The following is a 14007-nucleotide window of genomic DNA, read 5'->3' as shown; positions in this document are numbered from 1 at the left end:
ACAGACCTGAGTCCCACCGACTCAACTCTTATCCGTTCCTTACGCGCAACACCTCGCTGACCTGCGGCGACACCGTACGGCGGGATACTCGCGCGAGTGATCGCGCGGGTGACTCGGCCGACCGCCGAGGGGGCTGCACCGCGGAGACGGACGGCTGCCGGGCCCGGGCGCGGGCCCGCACGGCACCCTCCTCCGGACGCCGCCCCGCACTCTCCCCAAACCGCCGCGCGCCCGCTTCCCCAGTGCGCCGCACCGCGCCCGCTTCCCCAGGGCGCCGCACCCCGCCGCCTTCGCCGGCGCGCCGCACCACGCTCCCCTCCCCCGGCCGCCGCGCCGCGCCGCCGCCCTCTCCCGGCGGCCGGGTGTACACCGGCACCCGCCACAGTCCGAGGACGACGACCAGAACGCCGCCCGCCACCCACAGCACGGCCTGCGCGTCCGCCCAGCCGGCGTGCACCAGGGTCCCGACGAGCACCCCCGCGAAGGCCGCGACGCCGAGCAGGACCGTCACGCCCTGCGGGGTGAGGCCGAGCCGCCGCAGCCGGTGGGCCAGGTGGTCGGGCCCGCGCCGCAGCAGCGGGCGCCCGGCCGTGCGCCGGGCCAGCAGGACGAGGACGACGTCGGCGGCGGCGACCGCGGTGAGCGCGAACAGCACGCCCGCGCCGGCCACGGCGTCCTGGCCCGCGCGCGCGGAGACGGCCGCCGCCGCGAGCAGGAAGCCGGTGAAGAGCGCGCCGCAGCCGCCGAGCGCCACGCGCGCGGGAGGCCAGTTGTGCATCAGGAACCCGGTCAGAGCGGCGGCGAGCACGCTCAGCAGCACGGCGAGACCGTCCATCATCTCGGCCGCCGCGCACGCCCCCACGCCGAAGGCGGTGACGACCCCCACGGTCCCGGCGACCCCGTCGGCGTGGTCCAGGGCCCGGAAGGCGAGCGCGACGCAGGCGATCCAGCCGACGGCCGCCACTCCGGCGACGACGCCGGTGTCGCCGTACGGCACCACGAAGGCCGCCGCCACCGCCGTACCGGCCACCACGAACCGGGCCTTCAGCCGCCACAGGTCCACGACCAGCCCGAGCGCCGCGACCCCGCCGCCCGCGACGAGCAGAGCCCCCATGCCCTCGCCGAGCGGGGCGGCCCCCGTCCAGTCCCCGGCGGTCGCGACGAGGCACGTCGTCAGCACGACGGCCACGCCGCCCGACAGCGCCACCCGCCGCCGCCGCTGCCGCTGCCGCCGGTCGACCAGTCCGACGCGCAGGGCGGGCCCGCGCAGCAGCGCGGCGAGGAAGGCGGTGAGGAGCAGGGCGGCGGTGGCGGCGGCGATCCCGTAGAGCACGGATATAAATTAGTCATGAATGTACCAATTTGGCATGAATAACACGGTCTGATTCTGAGGTGACCCTCAGCGACCCAGATCACCCGCCGCCCGACTACAGTGCGACGGGAGATGGGGGTAGTCTCAGACGGACTACATAAGTTACCGCTTAGTAATTTCGGGTACCTGTTCCGAGGCGCCGCGCACCCCGCGCACGCGCCGCACGACACGTCCCGCCGTATCCCCCTCGCAGGCCCGAGGAGCCCCCATGCAACTCGCCGCGATCATCGTGTCGCTGGCCCTGACCGTGGTCGGCGTCGCCCTGCTCGCCCGAGCCATCGGCCAGTTCGTCCGGTACTTCAAGCTGGGCCAGCCGGTCCCGGCGGGCGCCCGGACCGACAACCCCTACCAGCGCAGCGTGACACTGGTCCGCGAGTTCCTCGGCCACACGCGCATGAACCGGTGGGGCATCGTCGGCGTCGCCCACTGGTTCGTGGCCGTCGGCTTCCTGACGCTGCCGCCGACCCTGGCGCAGGCCTTCGGCCAGCTCTTCCAGGCCGACTGGACGCTGCCGGTCATCGGCGGCTTCCTGCCGTTCGAGCTCTACATCGAGTTCATCGGCGTGATGACGGTCCTCGGCATCGCCGTGCTCATCGCCATCCGCCTGCTGAACCTGCCCTCCCGCCCGGGCCGCAAGTCCCGCTTCGCGGGCTCCAAGGCCGGCCAGGCGTACTTCGTCGAGTACGTCATCCTGACCATCGGCCTCGCCATCTACGTGCTGCGCGGCCTGGAGGGCGCCATCCACCACGTGGAGCACTACGAGGCCGCGTACTTCGCCTCGTACCCGCTGGTCCTGGCCTTCAAGTCGCTGAGCGTCACCACCCTCCAGAACCTGGTCTACTTCACCGCGATGGTGAAGATCGGCACCTCGTTCATCTGGATGATCGTGGTCTCGCTCAACACCAACATGGGCGTGGCCTGGCACCGCTTCCTGGCGTTCCCGAACATCTGGTTCAAGCGCAACGCCACCGGTGAGACCTCGCTGGGCGCGCTGCTGCCGATGACGTCCGGCGGCAAGCCGATCGACTTCACCGACCCCGGCGACGACGACGTCTTCGGCGTCTCCCAGATCGAGCAGTTCTCGTGGAAGGGCCTGCTGGACTTCTCCACCTGCACCGAGTGCGGCCGCTGCCAGTCGCAGTGCCCCGCCTGGAACACCGGCAAGCCGCTCTCCCCCAAGCTCCTGATCATGTCCCTGCGCGACCACGCGCACGCCAAGGCCCCCTACCTGCTGGCCGGCGGCGGCAAGACCATGGAGGGCGAGGAGAAGGCCTCCGAGGAGCAGCTCGAGGACGTTCCCGCCGCCGCCCTCGCCGAGGCCGAGCGCCCGCTGATCGGCACCGCCGACGACAACGGCGTCATCGACCCGGACGTCCTGTGGTCCTGCACCACCTGCGGCGCCTGCGTCGAGCAGTGCCCGGTGGACATCGAGCACGTCGACCACATCGTCGACATGCGCCGCTACCAGGTCATGATCGAGTCGTCGTTCCCGTCCGAGGCGGGCACGATGCTCAAGAACCTGGAGAAGAAGGGCAACCCCTGGGGCCTGGCGAAGAAGCAGCGCCTGGAGTGGACCAAGGAGGTCGACTTCGAGGTCCCGGTCGTCGGCAAGGACATCGAGGACCTCTCCGAGGTCGAGTACCTGTACTGGGTCGGCTGCGCCGGCGCCCTGGAGGACCGCGCCAAGAAGACCACGAAGGCGTTCGCCGAGCTCCTCCACATCGCGGGCGTCAAGTTCGCGATCATGGGCGGCGACGAGAAGTGCACCGGTGACTCCGCCCGCCGCCTCGGCAACGAGCCCCTCTTCCAGGAGCTCGGCATGGAGAACGTCATGGCGCTGAACATGGCGTTCGGCGAGGAGACGGACGACGAGGGCAAGGTCACCGAGGAGTCGCGGAAGCCGAAGTCGGCGAAGAAGATCGTCGCCACCTGCCCGCACTGCCTCAACACCCTCGGCAACGAGTACCCGCAGCTCGGCGGCGACTACGAGGTCATCCACCACACCCAGCTGCTCCAGCACCTCGTGGACGAGGGCAAGCTGATCCCGGTGACCCCGGTCGAGGGCATCATCACCTACCACGACCCCTGCTACCTGGGCCGCCACAACAAGATCTACACGCCTCCGCGCGAGATCATGACGGCTGTCCCAGGCCTGCGTCAGCAGGAGATGCACCGCCACAAGGAGCGCGGCTTCTGCTGCGGCGCCGGCGGCGCGCGGATGTGGATGGAGGAGCGGATCGGCAAGCGCATCAACAACGAGCGCGTCGACGAGGCCCTCTCCCTCGACCCCGACATCGTCTCCACCGCCTGCCCCTTCTGCCTCGTCATGCTGACCGACTCGGTCAACGGCAAGAAGAACGAGGGCAAGGCCAAGGAGTCCGTCCAGGTCGTGGACGTCGCCCAGCTCCTGCTGGAGTCCGTCAAGACGCCCGTCGACGACGAGCCCCCCGCGGGTACGTCCGAGACGGAGAGCGAGCCGGAGCCCCAGCCGGTCAAGTGACCACCACGGGCACCCGGCACCTCCGCACCGAGCCGAGCCCGCCGAGCCCCACCGACGCCCCCTGTTCCGCCGGACGCGGACAGGGGGCGTCGGCGTGTGCGGCTCCGGGCTTCGGGTCCCCCTGGGGGAGGCTCCGGGCTTCGGGTCCCCCTGGGGGAGGCTCCGGGCTCCGGGTCTCCCTCAGGGGATGTCACAGGTCGGCCGCAAAGCCGCCTCCGGCGGGCCGGGCCCGGCACGTCACTCTCCGGGACCAGGTACGTTCGTTGACGTGGCTGGATTCAGGATCGGACGTGGCGGCCGGGACGGCCGCGCCCCGCAAGCGCGACCCCAAGACCCTCCGTACGGGCAGCAGGCGCCCCAGGGGCCGTCGTACGGCTACCCTCCGGCGCAGCAGCCGTACCCGCAGCAGCGGCCGCAGTACCGCGGCGGCCAGCAGCCCCCGTACGGCTCCACCGGCGGCGGGGCGGGCGGCCAGTGGCCCCCCGCGAACGGCGGCGGCTACGGCGGCCAGGGCGGCGAGCCGGAGTACTTCGGCGGCGACGACCCGTCGTCGTACGGCGCCGGGCCGGGCACGCCGGACCCCTACGCCGCGAACAACCCCGGGCACACCCAGGCGTTCTCGATCGACGACCACCAGCAGTACAGCAGGGGCGAGACGTACCACGCCGGCTCCGCGGCGGCCCCGTCCGGCCCGGTCGGCCCGCGCCTGCCCTGGAAGGAACTGCTGAAGGGCGTCGTCCTGTCGCCCAGCCAGACGTTCCTCCGGATGCGGGACTACACGCTGTGGGGCCCCGCCCTCATCGTGACGTTCCTCTACGGCCTGCTCGCCGTCTTCGGCTTCGACACCGCGCGCGAGGACGCGATCAACGCGACGCTCTCCAACGCGATCCCGATAGTCCTGACGACGGCCGTCGCGATGGTGCTGAGCTCCTTCGTCCTCGGCGTCGTCACCCACACCCTGGCCCGCCAGCTCGGCGGCGACGGCGCCTGGCAGCCCACGGTCGGCCTCTCCATGCTGATCATGTCGCTCACCGACGCCCCGCGGCTGATCGTCGCCATGTTCCTCGGCGGCGACGCGTCGTTCGTCCAGATCCTCGGCTGGGCGACCTGGGTGGCGGCCGGAGCCCTGCTGACCATCATGGTCAGCCGCTCCCACGACCTGCCGTGGCCGAAGGCGCTGGGCGCGTCCGCGATCCAGCTGGTCGCCCTGCTGTCGATCGTGAAGCTGGGCACGTTCTAGGGCCGCCCGCGGACCCGCTCACCGAACGGCCGGGGCCTCCCGATCCACCGAGGATCGGGAGGCCCCGGGTCTGTCCGCAGGTCCGGAAGCAGGCGTCAAGGGTGTGGTGACCCGCGCGGCCCACGCGGCGCGCGCGGCCCACTCCGCCCGGAACGGTGCTCCAGGTACAGGCAGCCGATCACGGCGCCGAGGTGGATGACCACCCCCACCGCGATCACCCACGACAGGATCACCATGACGACCCCGATGGGGCCGTACCTCTGGCTGTTCTCCACGATCAGCCCGGAGAAGTAGCGCGCGGAGAACACGCCCAGGCCCGTCCAGCACAGGGCGGTGGCGACGGCCGACGGCAGGAGCGTGCGCGGGCGGACCGTCCCCGCGAGGAGGACGTACATGCTGCCCCACCAGAAGCAGGTGGCCGTCGCGAAGCCGACCAGTGCCTGGAGGACCGGCTCGCTCCCGCCGAGCGCACGGCCGGCCAGGGCCTGCGCGGCGCTGTAGAGGAGGAGCGCGGCGAGCCAGCCGATCCGCGCCGCGACGTCCCGCCACCCACCGGGGGCGATGTCGAAGAGCTTGCGGTACCAGCTCTGCAAGGTGCCGGCGACGGCGACGGCGCCGACGACCAGCAGACAGGCACTCGCCGCGGTGACGCCGCCCGAGGCCTCGCCCGCCGGGAAGAGGGAGGCCACGGCCTGCGCCGCCTGCCCGTGCAGCCCGAGCCAGCCGACGAGGGCGGTGGCGGCGTCCCGGCCGGTCGCGGCCGTCACGACGATGAGGAACGGGAAGAAACACAGCAGGGAGAGCGCGGCGAGCTGGAAGGAGTTCCCGAGGAAGTCCACCGTGGAGAGCCGGCTCCACAGCGTGCCCGCCTGACTGCCCCGGACACGACGGACGGTGCCCCGCCGCCACTCGCCCCAGCGGGCGCCCCGGCGGAGGTCACCCCGTCTGCCGTGCGGCTGCGGGCCGCTGCGGCCGGTCATACGACCAGTCAACCCGTTCCGGGGCGGGGCCGCACACGTCGAAGCCTCTCGGCGCGGCCGCGATACCGGTCACACGGCGTGATCGAGAAACTGCTGCATCAATGCGACGTCCTCCATGTCCATCTTCCTCCCCAGGGAAGTCTTCCACTCTATCGTTCTGGCGAGTGAAAGAAACCTGAACCCGTCTATGGACTCCCCGCCCTCGATCAGCGAGTCGACAGAATATTCAAACCAACCATCGAGGATTTCAATATCCCCTCCGAAGAGCACGATGCGCTGCGCCGCACCCAGAGGAGCCCTGGAGGCCCGGCCCAATCCTAGAGCGATCTTCCAGGCTTCCCCCCGAGCCACGATGTCGATGTCGCCGATATTCCTCTTGATTCCGTATGCCAGCATGGGCGCACTGCCGGCGATCACATAATCTCCGCCGGGAAGGCGCAGAGAGGCCAGTTCTTGAAAGAACGGGTGATCGCGCAGCGACATGATGCTCCTCCTGTCTACAGGGGCGGCATCCCCAGTGCCATCCTGGTCACACTGGACGCCACGAGAGCTATTGCAACGCTGGTGAGCGTTCCTACCAGATAGTAGTCGCCGACCAGCTTCTCCGCCTGCTGAATCTCCGGGAAGCGCGCAAGCGATTTTGCCGTCACCACCAATGCAGCAGCCGCGGAGTTTCCCGAGACCAAAAATGTGAAGAGGATGAACCTCTCGATCCACCCTACGTGGGGTCCCGCCTTGATGAAGTCCCCGACACTCGCCTCGAATTCCTTGGAGTTGATCTTCTCCAGGATTTTCTCGACGAGGGGCCGAACAACTCTGCCGATGACTTTTTGGCAACCGAAGACGGCGATCAGCATTCCCGAGAAAATGGTGACCGCCTGATCGCTGTCGATGACTCTCCGACGGGCGAATTGGACCCCCGCATCGAATCCCAGGAAAAACGGCAACAGAACCGCAATGACTCCAACGGCCGCGACAGCATACTCGGCCCCCGACAGACGTGAGCCCGCCGCACCCTTCAGGAGAAGCTTTTTCCAGGTCGATTCAAGACTCGGAAGTCTCCAATTCGAAGGCTTGCTCAGGAGTGCGAGACAGGCCGCAGCCAAAGTGAGGGAGATTAATGCGACACGCTCCTTGGAGCTGACCCCCGAGGGCGCCACAGCAAGAGCTCCATAAGCCAGAGTGAATGCAATCGCACGCCACGGCCTTCTTGAATGCCAATCAAATGCCGTCGGCACCGTGAAGGCGGCTACAAGCCCAATCGAGGTACGAGCTAATTCCATGGCGCTTCCCCCATCTGGCGACCGGTGCCGAGCCAGGGGCCCGAACTCCTCGTGCTGCTACTGCCGCTATGAGTCGGCAGGCTATCCGGCTTCCATCCCCAGTGAACCCCATGGAGACGGACGGAGGACACGCCAGCAGCGTGCTGCCGTCCTCTCCCGAAAGCGGAGCTCCGGATCGTGGAGACGTGCCACGCCCGGAGTCAGCCATCTGCATACATGACGAGAGGCCTTGGCATCACCAAGGCCTCTCGTCATACAGGCTGTGCTGGCTCAGCGAGACGCCGCAGCTCAGAGCGCTTCCTTCGACGGGGTGACCGGCTCCCCCGACTTACGTACCACCGGCAGAACACTCCACGGGAAGTTGATCCAGTCGTCGGTCCGCTTCCACACGTACTCGCACTTCACGAGCGAGTGCGACTTCTCGTAGATCACGGCGGTGCGCACCTCGGCGACGGCGTCGAGGCAGAAGTCGCGCACCAGCTTGAGCGTCTTGCCGGTGTCGGCGACGTCGTCGGTGATCAGGACCTTCTTGTCGGAGAAGTCGATGACGTTGGGGACGGGCGCGAGCATGACGGGCATCTCGAGCGTGGTCCCGACGCCGGTGTAGAACTCGACGTTCACCAGATGGATGTTCTTGCAGTCGAGGGCGTAGGCGAGCCCGCCGGCGACGAAGACACCGCCGCGGGCGATGGAGAGCACGATGTCGGGCTCGTACCCGTCGTCGGCGATGGTCTGGGCGAGCTCGCGGACGGCGGTGCCGAACTGCTCGTAGCTCAGGTTCTCGCGTGCGTCGCTCATACCTGGGTCCGGTGGAAGTTCAGGAAGGACCGGGAGGCGGTCGGCCCGCGCTGGCCCTGGTACCGGGAGCCGTAGCGCTCGCTGCCGTACGGGTGCTCGGCCGGCGAGCTGAGCCGGAACATGCACAGCTGCCCGATCTTCATACCGGGCCAGAGCTTGATGGGCAGGGTCGCGAGGTTGGACAGCTCCAGCGTCACGTGCCCGGAGAAGCCGGGGTCGATGAACCCGGCGGTGGAGTGGGTGACGAGCCCGAGCCGCCCGAGCGAGGACTTGCCCTCCAGGCGGGAGGCGAGATCGTCGGGAAGCGTGATCACCTCGTACGTCGAGGCGAGGACGAACTCACCGGGGTGGAGGATGAACGGTTCGTCGCCCTCCGGCTCCACGAGCCGCGTCAGGTCGGCCTGCTCCACGGACGGGTCGATGTGGGGGTACCGGTGGTTCTCGAACACCCGGAAGAAACGGTCGAGACGTACGTCGATGCTCGACGGCTGCACCATGGATTCGTCGTAGGGATCGATCCGCACCCGCCCGGCGTCGATCTCGGCCCGGATGTCCTTGTCTGAGAGAAGCACGCCCCGAGGATACGCAAGGCGCGCGGACCCGCCACAATCAGGACGACTCCGCGCGCCGGGCTGTGTGCCTCGCTGTGCCCTACCGCTTCTCGAGAGTCACCGGCACCGCGCTGCGCAACCGCGCACAGCGAGGACACCGGACGAGCCGCCCGGGGCCGAGTCGCTCGGCCTTCTGCATCGGGAACGAAGCGGTGCTGAACACGTGCCCATCGGCACAACGGACGACGGTGCGCTCCATCAAGTCCTAGAGTCCCTTCCCCAAGAGCCGGCGTCACATCTGGCGGGATGCCGTGACGACAAACGCCACATTACGGGACGTTCGGGATAGCCCTCCAGGCGGCACTCCGACCTCACCCGGACCCTCTCCAACGCCCCCACCGTACGCCCCAACTCCGGCCACCCGCAGCCGGATCCCTCCCCTGAAACAGACTCAGGCCCCACGGCTTCAGCGCCGGGGGCCTGGCATGAGGTACAGTGACGGGGCGATCAGACACCGGCTCGGCACAATTGATGAATCGGCCGGCTGGCGTCTTGCGCGGGTGTAGTTTAATGGTAGAACATCAGCTTCCCAAGCTGAGAGCGCGAGTTCGATTCTCGTCACCCGCTCCATGACAAACCCCCAGGTCATCGACCCGGGGGTTGTTTGTTGTCCAGACCAGTGGGCGGGGAGCTCACCACATCCGCACCATAACGGCGCTGCTAGCTGCCGGTCGCCTTCTGCTCGTGGTGCGCACGGTCGTCGGTGTGGTGCTTCGCACGCTCGGCCCGGACCATGTCGTCGAGCCCGGCCGCCACGTCCCGCTGCCGCTCGTCGTCCGAGTGCTGATAGATCAGCGCGGCCTTCTCGGAGGACTGGCCGGCGCGCACCATCGTGTCCTTGAGAGTGGCGCCGGACCGGGTCCAGAGCGTGTGGCCGGTGTGACGAAGGTCGTAGAAGCGGAAGCCGTCCGGGAGGCCGACGGCCACGCGGGCCCGGCGCCATTTCCGGCCGGAGGAGGTGCGCCGGAGGCCGGTTGGCCAGGGTGGTGCGGCGCAAGACGGACCGAACCAAGGCCAAAGCGAGCATGCTAGGACGGTGTCCTACGTGGTGAGGCGGACGAGGCGCTTGTAGCCGCACAGGGTGGCGACGAGTCCGGGGAGGGCCAGGTAGTTAGTTGCGGGGGCTGAGGCGGCGGTAACCGGACGGCCAGGACAGGGTCTGCTCGATCACCCAGCGGCGACGTCCCAATCGTTCGCTGGACTCCGTACCTTTGCGGGCGATGCGCACGCCGATGTGCTTGCCCCCCAGCCGTCCACGCAGGTGGCGGACGTCGTATGCCTTGTCCGCATGCAGCCGCTGTGGCTTGAAGTACCGCCCGCGGTAGGGGTCGTGTTGCGTTTGGTGGCTCTCGACCATGGGCTTCAGCCCCTCGCTGTCGTGGACGTTGCCGGCCGAGATCCCGACGAGTAGGGGCAGTCCGTTCGCGTCCGACAGGATGTGCATCTTGGTACCCGGCTTGCCGGTCCACGGGCGCGGGCCTGTGTGTTCGCCCCCTTTTTCTGCCCGGACGTGGGCGGTGTCCAGGACGACGCGGGTGACGTGGACCAGATCTGGAAGCGGCGGTGCGCGGTGGACTCCGAGACGCCGAAGCACGGAGGCGACACCGTCTTAGGCGCCGGCCCCCGCCCCGCCGTCCACCCGGAGGATCTGCCCCGTGATGAAGGACGCCTCCTCGGAGAGGAGGAAGGCGATCGCCGCGGCCGGTTCGGAGGGGCGGGCCGGGCGGCCGGCCGGGATGGCGGACAGATAGCGGGCCTCGGCGGGGGAGCCCGGTGGGTTGTTCGCGCGGAAGAGACCGGTCTCGGTGGGGCCGGGGGCGACGGAGTTCACCGTGATGCCCGTGACGGCGAGTTCCCGGGCCCAGGCGCGGGTGCAGAAGTCGAGCGCCGCCTTTGCCGCGCCGTAGGCCGTGCGGTCGGGCAGGCCGACCGTGACCAGGCTGGAGACGTTGACGATTCGGCCCCAGCGGCGTTCCGTCATGCCGGGCAGGACGGCCTGGGCGAGCTGGACGGCGGTCCGTACGGTGAGGTCGTACACGGCCGCGAGATCGTCCAGGTGTACGTCGGCCAGTGCCGCCGGGCGGACGAGGCCGACGTTGTTGACGACCGCGTCGACCGGGCCCTCGGCGAGGAGGTCGGCCAGGACGCGACCGGTGGCGGCCCGGTCGGCGAGGTCCGCCGTGCGGAACTCGCCGGGGAATCGGTCGGGGCGGGACCGAGCGATGCCGACGGGCCGGTGGCCGGTCGCCGCGAGCCGTTCGGCCACCGCGCGTCCGATGCCTTGGGACGCTCCGGTGATCAGAACGCGTCTGGGGACCATGAGTCGTTCTCCGAGTCGTATCAGGGGCAGGGGGGCGCACCCTTGCTGTCGGGCGCGCCCCCTCGTGGGGAGCGTGGCGGGGATCAGCCCTGGTACGCGAGGTCTGCCGCGGTCAGGCCCTCCAGGGCCATGCCGACCTGGACGCCCTCGGCCATGCGGCGGCTCACGCGCTGGCGCAGGGTCACCGCCAGGTAGCGGGTGAGGAGTTGCGGCTTGGCGGCGAGGGTCTCGGCGAGTTCCGCTGCGCGGGGCAGCACCTTGTCCAGCGGGTGGACCTCGGCGACAGCGCCCCAGCGTTCGGCCTCCTCCGCGGTGAAGGAACCCTGGGTGAGGGTGAGGTAGCGGGCCCGGTTGAGGCCGAGGACCTCCTCCCACACGATGTGGATGCCGTCGCCGGGCACGATGCCGAAGGTCAGGTGGGGGAAGTCGGAGAAGACCGTGGTGTCGGCGGCGACGACGATGTCGGCGAGCAGCGCGTACTCGCTGTGCACGCTCGCCGGTCCGTTGACGGCCGCGACGATCGGCATCTCCAGGTCGGCCAGGCGCTGCATGACCCGGCGGCCCTCGGCGATCGTGCGGTCCCACTGGGCGGGCTTGGTGATGTCGCCGAGGCTCGCACCGTCGATGTCGGTCATGAAGCGGTCGCCGGTGCCGGTGAGGATCAGCACCTTGTTGTCGCGGTCCTCGCCGATCTCGTACAGGGCGCGGGGAAAGTCCGTGTGCAGCCGACCGGTGAAGGTGGCCGGTCCGTCCTCGGTGTGGAAACGGACGGTGAGGACGCCTGACTCGGTGCGTGTCATGGCGATGTTCTCGAAGGCGGTGAAGTAGGCGGGGGAGGTGGTGTGCGACATGGTCGTTCTCGTCCTGTTCTCGCTGGGGAGTCGGTCGTGCGGGGGGTGGTCAGAAGCCCGGGAAGAGGGCGTGCAGGTCGGCCAGGGTCAGGGCGCCGGTCACGGTGACGTCGTCGGCGGGGCGGCCACGGCCGTAGACCAGGCGCAGGGCGGCCTCCGCCGGGCCGGTCAGCGTGGCGGCCGGGTCGGCCGGTTCGCAGGGGTAGAGGTGGAGCTCGCCGCCCAGGTCCAGCAGCAGACTCCGGTCGGGGTCGGTCAGGCGTACGGACAGTTGGCGCGGCGCCAGTCGCCGGAGGGTCCCGGCGTCGCGGAACCGGGTGGCCACCAGGTCCAGGCGGTTCCAGAGGAGGCGTACCTCGGCGGTCGGGATCACCGCTGCCGGGTCCAGGGCGGCCTCGATGTCCCAGGCGTGCACCGACTGCTCCGACAGGCGGTAACCGGCGTACGTCGTGACGTCCAGCAGTCCGGCGAAGTACGGCACCCGCACCTCGGCCCGCGCCCGCTCGTCAAGCGCGTCCAGCAGCGCGAGGTGGTGGGCGTCGGCCCTGGCCCACGCCTCGCGCTGGGCCGGTGCGGACAGCGCGTCCCAGCGTTCCCACACCGGTGCCAGGTCCTCCCGTCGCGGCCCGGCGGTGTCGCCGGCCAGTCCGTGCTCCAGCAGTCCGGCGCTGATCTCCGCGGCGCTGCCGAGGTGGGACAGCACCTGTGCGACGCTCCAGCCGTCCGCGAAGGACGGCCGGGACAGGTCCGCCTCCGACAGCCCGCCGGCCAGCGCGGCGAGCCGGGCGGAGCTGGAGTGCAGCGCCTCCAGCCAGGGCGTGAGACCGGTTGACGCGACGGCGGTGGGCGCGGCGGCGGTGGTGACGGTGGGGGAGGGCATGCGGGGCTCCTGGAGGTCCGGTGCGGGAGGCGGTCGCGGTGGTCGCCGGCGCCTCTTCAGCCAACCTCGTCCGCGTCGCGAACGGCAGTCCCTCGCCAGACGGCCCTCCGAGGGCCGCCATAAGCGACGCCTATCGCCGTGCGCGGACCGCGAATGGCGCAGGTCACGACGGCCGTGATGCGATGCGTCCAGGAGAACGGAGGAGACGCGGACATGGACCTGAGGGAGATGCGCGCCTTCGTCGCGGTCGTCGAGGAGGGCGGGCTGTCCGCCGGAGCGCGCAGGCTGCACATCAGCCAGCCCGCGCTGTCCCAGACCGTGAGCGGACTGGAACGGGAGTTCGGCGTGCAGTTGCTGGTGCGCAGCAGCACCGGCGTACGGCCCACCGAGGCAGGACTCACCCTGCTGACCGAGGCACGCGCCGTACTGGCCCGGCACGAACGCGCGCTCGCCGCGATGGCCGCCCACACCGTGTCCGGCGGCGGCGTGCTGCGCATCGGCATCCCGCTGGAACTCCCCGCCGACCTGCTCTCCCGGGCCCTGGCCGAGCTGGGCGACGCCTACCCGGCGACCCGCGTCCAGGCCCTGCACCTGTCCACCACCGCGCAGCTCGCCGCGCTGCGCGAGTCCACGCTCGACCTCGGTCTGCTGCGTGAGCGCCCCGCCGGGGAGGACCTGGACGCCATGCTGGTCGTCGAGGAGCACCTCGGTGTCCTGCTCGCCACCGACCTCGCCGCGCGGCTCGCCGGACCCGACGGCATCCGCCTGGACGCGCTCACCGGGCTGGACTGGATCGGCTTCTCCCGCTCGGGCAGTCCCGCCTGGTACGACGCGCTCACCGCGACCCTGCGGGGGCACGGCATCGACGTGGGGCCCGAACCGCCCGCCGGGCAGGAGCTGATCGCCGAGGTGAAACTCGCCGCGGTCGGCACCGGTCGCGCCTTCACCCTGGCGCCGCCGCACTGGTCACAGCCCCTCCCGGACACCGTCACCTGGTCCCCGCTGGTGGGCCACCCCCTCGTCCGCCGCACCTGGGCGGTCTGGCCCGCCGGCTCCCACCGCCGCGACCTGGGCCACCTCGTCGCCGCCCTGGAACAGCCACCCGCCTCCTGACGCGGGTCGGGCAGGCCCCAGGCAGCCCGGGTCCATAGCGTGCCCGTACGGACGGGCAG

Annotated in this window: 12 protein-coding genes, 1 tRNA gene and 2 pseudogenes; 4 read left to right on the top strand and 11 right to left on the bottom strand. The window is 70.3% G+C overall.

Going from position 1 to position 14007, the window contains the following annotated elements:
• Positions 1-28: 28 nt before the first annotated feature.
• Positions 29-1333, bottom strand: a complete 1305-nt coding sequence (locus ACZ3KJ_RS07705; RefSeq protein WP_467525410.1) for an MraY family glycosyltransferase — start codon at positions 1331-1333, stop codon at positions 29-31.
• A 247-nt stretch (positions 1334-1580) separates the two neighbouring features.
• Here ACZ3KJ_RS07705 and ACZ3KJ_RS07700 point away from each other — a divergent pair, with 247 nt between their 5' ends.
• Both ACZ3KJ_RS07700 and ACZ3KJ_RS07695 read left to right on the top strand, forming a co-directional pair.
• The gene (locus ACZ3KJ_RS07700; protein WP_467525408.1) at positions 1581-3872 is read left to right on the top strand and encodes a heterodisulfide reductase-related iron-sulfur binding cluster; all 2292 of its coding nucleotides are present in this window, start codon (positions 1581-1583) and stop codon (positions 3870-3872) included.
• Between the two features lie 187 nt (positions 3873-4059).
• Positions 4060-5112: a Yip1 family protein gene (locus tag ACZ3KJ_RS07695; protein WP_467525406.1), complete on the top strand. Its 1053-nt coding sequence runs from the start codon at positions 4060-4062 to the stop codon at positions 5110-5112.
• 95 nt (positions 5113-5207) lie between these two features.
• Here the strand turns inward: ACZ3KJ_RS07695 and ACZ3KJ_RS07690 are convergent, their stop codons facing one another.
• The 5 genes from ACZ3KJ_RS07690 to dcd all read right to left on the bottom strand — a co-directional run bounded on the left by ACZ3KJ_RS07690 (position 5208) and on the right by dcd (position 8745).
• On the bottom strand, positions 5208-6092 hold the full coding sequence (locus ACZ3KJ_RS07690) for a YhjD/YihY/BrkB family envelope integrity protein (protein ID WP_467525405.1): 885 nt from the start codon (positions 6090-6092) through the stop codon (positions 5208-5210).
• 69 nt (positions 6093-6161) lie between these two features.
• The gene (locus ACZ3KJ_RS07685; RefSeq protein WP_467525403.1) at positions 6162-6575 is read right to left on the bottom strand and encodes a hypothetical protein; all 414 of its coding nucleotides are present in this window, start codon (positions 6573-6575) and stop codon (positions 6162-6164) included.
• Between the two features lie 14 nt (positions 6576-6589).
• Entirely contained in the window at positions 6590-7252 is a 663-nt protein-coding gene (locus ACZ3KJ_RS07680; RefSeq protein WP_467525401.1) for a hypothetical protein, read from the bottom strand.
• Positions 7253-7663: 411 nt separating this feature from the next.
• Positions 7664-8173: a phosphoribosyltransferase gene (locus ACZ3KJ_RS07675; protein WP_467525400.1), complete on the bottom strand. Its 510-nt coding sequence runs from the start codon at positions 8171-8173 to the stop codon at positions 7664-7666.
• Positions 8170-8745: a dCTP deaminase gene (gene dcd / locus ACZ3KJ_RS07670; protein WP_043502688.1), complete on the bottom strand. Its 576-nt coding sequence runs from the start codon at positions 8743-8745 to the stop codon at positions 8170-8172. Before dcd ends, ACZ3KJ_RS07675 begins: the two co-directional genes overlap by 4 nt.
• A gap of 535 nt (positions 8746-9280) precedes the next feature.
• Here dcd and ACZ3KJ_RS07665 point away from each other — a divergent pair.
• Positions 9281-9354: transfer RNA gene (locus ACZ3KJ_RS07665), tRNA-Gly, on the top strand.
• 90 nt (positions 9355-9444) lie between these two features.
• Here the strand turns inward: ACZ3KJ_RS07665 and ACZ3KJ_RS07660 are convergent.
• The 5 genes and pseudogenes from ACZ3KJ_RS07660 to ACZ3KJ_RS07640 all read right to left on the bottom strand — a co-directional run.
• Positions 9445-9750 (bottom strand): annotated as a pseudogene (locus ACZ3KJ_RS07660) (tyrosine-type recombinase/integrase); the annotation flags it as partial.
• Between the two features lie 75 nt (positions 9751-9825).
• Positions 9826-10383, bottom strand: a pseudogene (locus ACZ3KJ_RS07655) (transposase); the annotation flags it as partial.
• 10 nt (positions 10384-10393) lie between these two features.
• Positions 10394-11104, bottom strand: a complete 711-nt coding sequence (locus ACZ3KJ_RS07650; protein WP_467525398.1) for an SDR family oxidoreductase — start codon at positions 11102-11104, stop codon at positions 10394-10396.
• Between the two features lie 83 nt (positions 11105-11187).
• Complete coding sequence (locus ACZ3KJ_RS07645) at positions 11188-11955, bottom strand: enoyl-CoA hydratase/isomerase family protein (protein ID WP_467525396.1); 768 nt, start codon at positions 11953-11955, stop codon at positions 11188-11190.
• A gap of 49 nt (positions 11956-12004) precedes the next feature.
• Complete coding sequence (locus ACZ3KJ_RS07640) at positions 12005-12835, bottom strand: maleylpyruvate isomerase N-terminal domain-containing protein (RefSeq protein ID WP_467525394.1); 831 nt, start codon at positions 12833-12835, stop codon at positions 12005-12007.
• Positions 12836-13048: 213 nt separating this feature from the next.
• On the opposite strand from ACZ3KJ_RS07640, the gene ACZ3KJ_RS07635 reads away from it, so the two are divergent.
• Positions 13049-13948, top strand: coding sequence for a LysR family transcriptional regulator (locus ACZ3KJ_RS07635; protein WP_467525392.1), 900 nt, complete (start codon positions 13049-13051; stop codon positions 13946-13948).
• Positions 13949-14007: the final 59 nt, after the last annotated feature.

The sequence above is a fragment of the Streptomyces sp. NPDC003248 genome (genome assembly GCF_055563235.1).
Note: the sequence above shows the minus strand (reverse complement) of the source record. Positions and strands in the feature narration are given on the sequence as shown.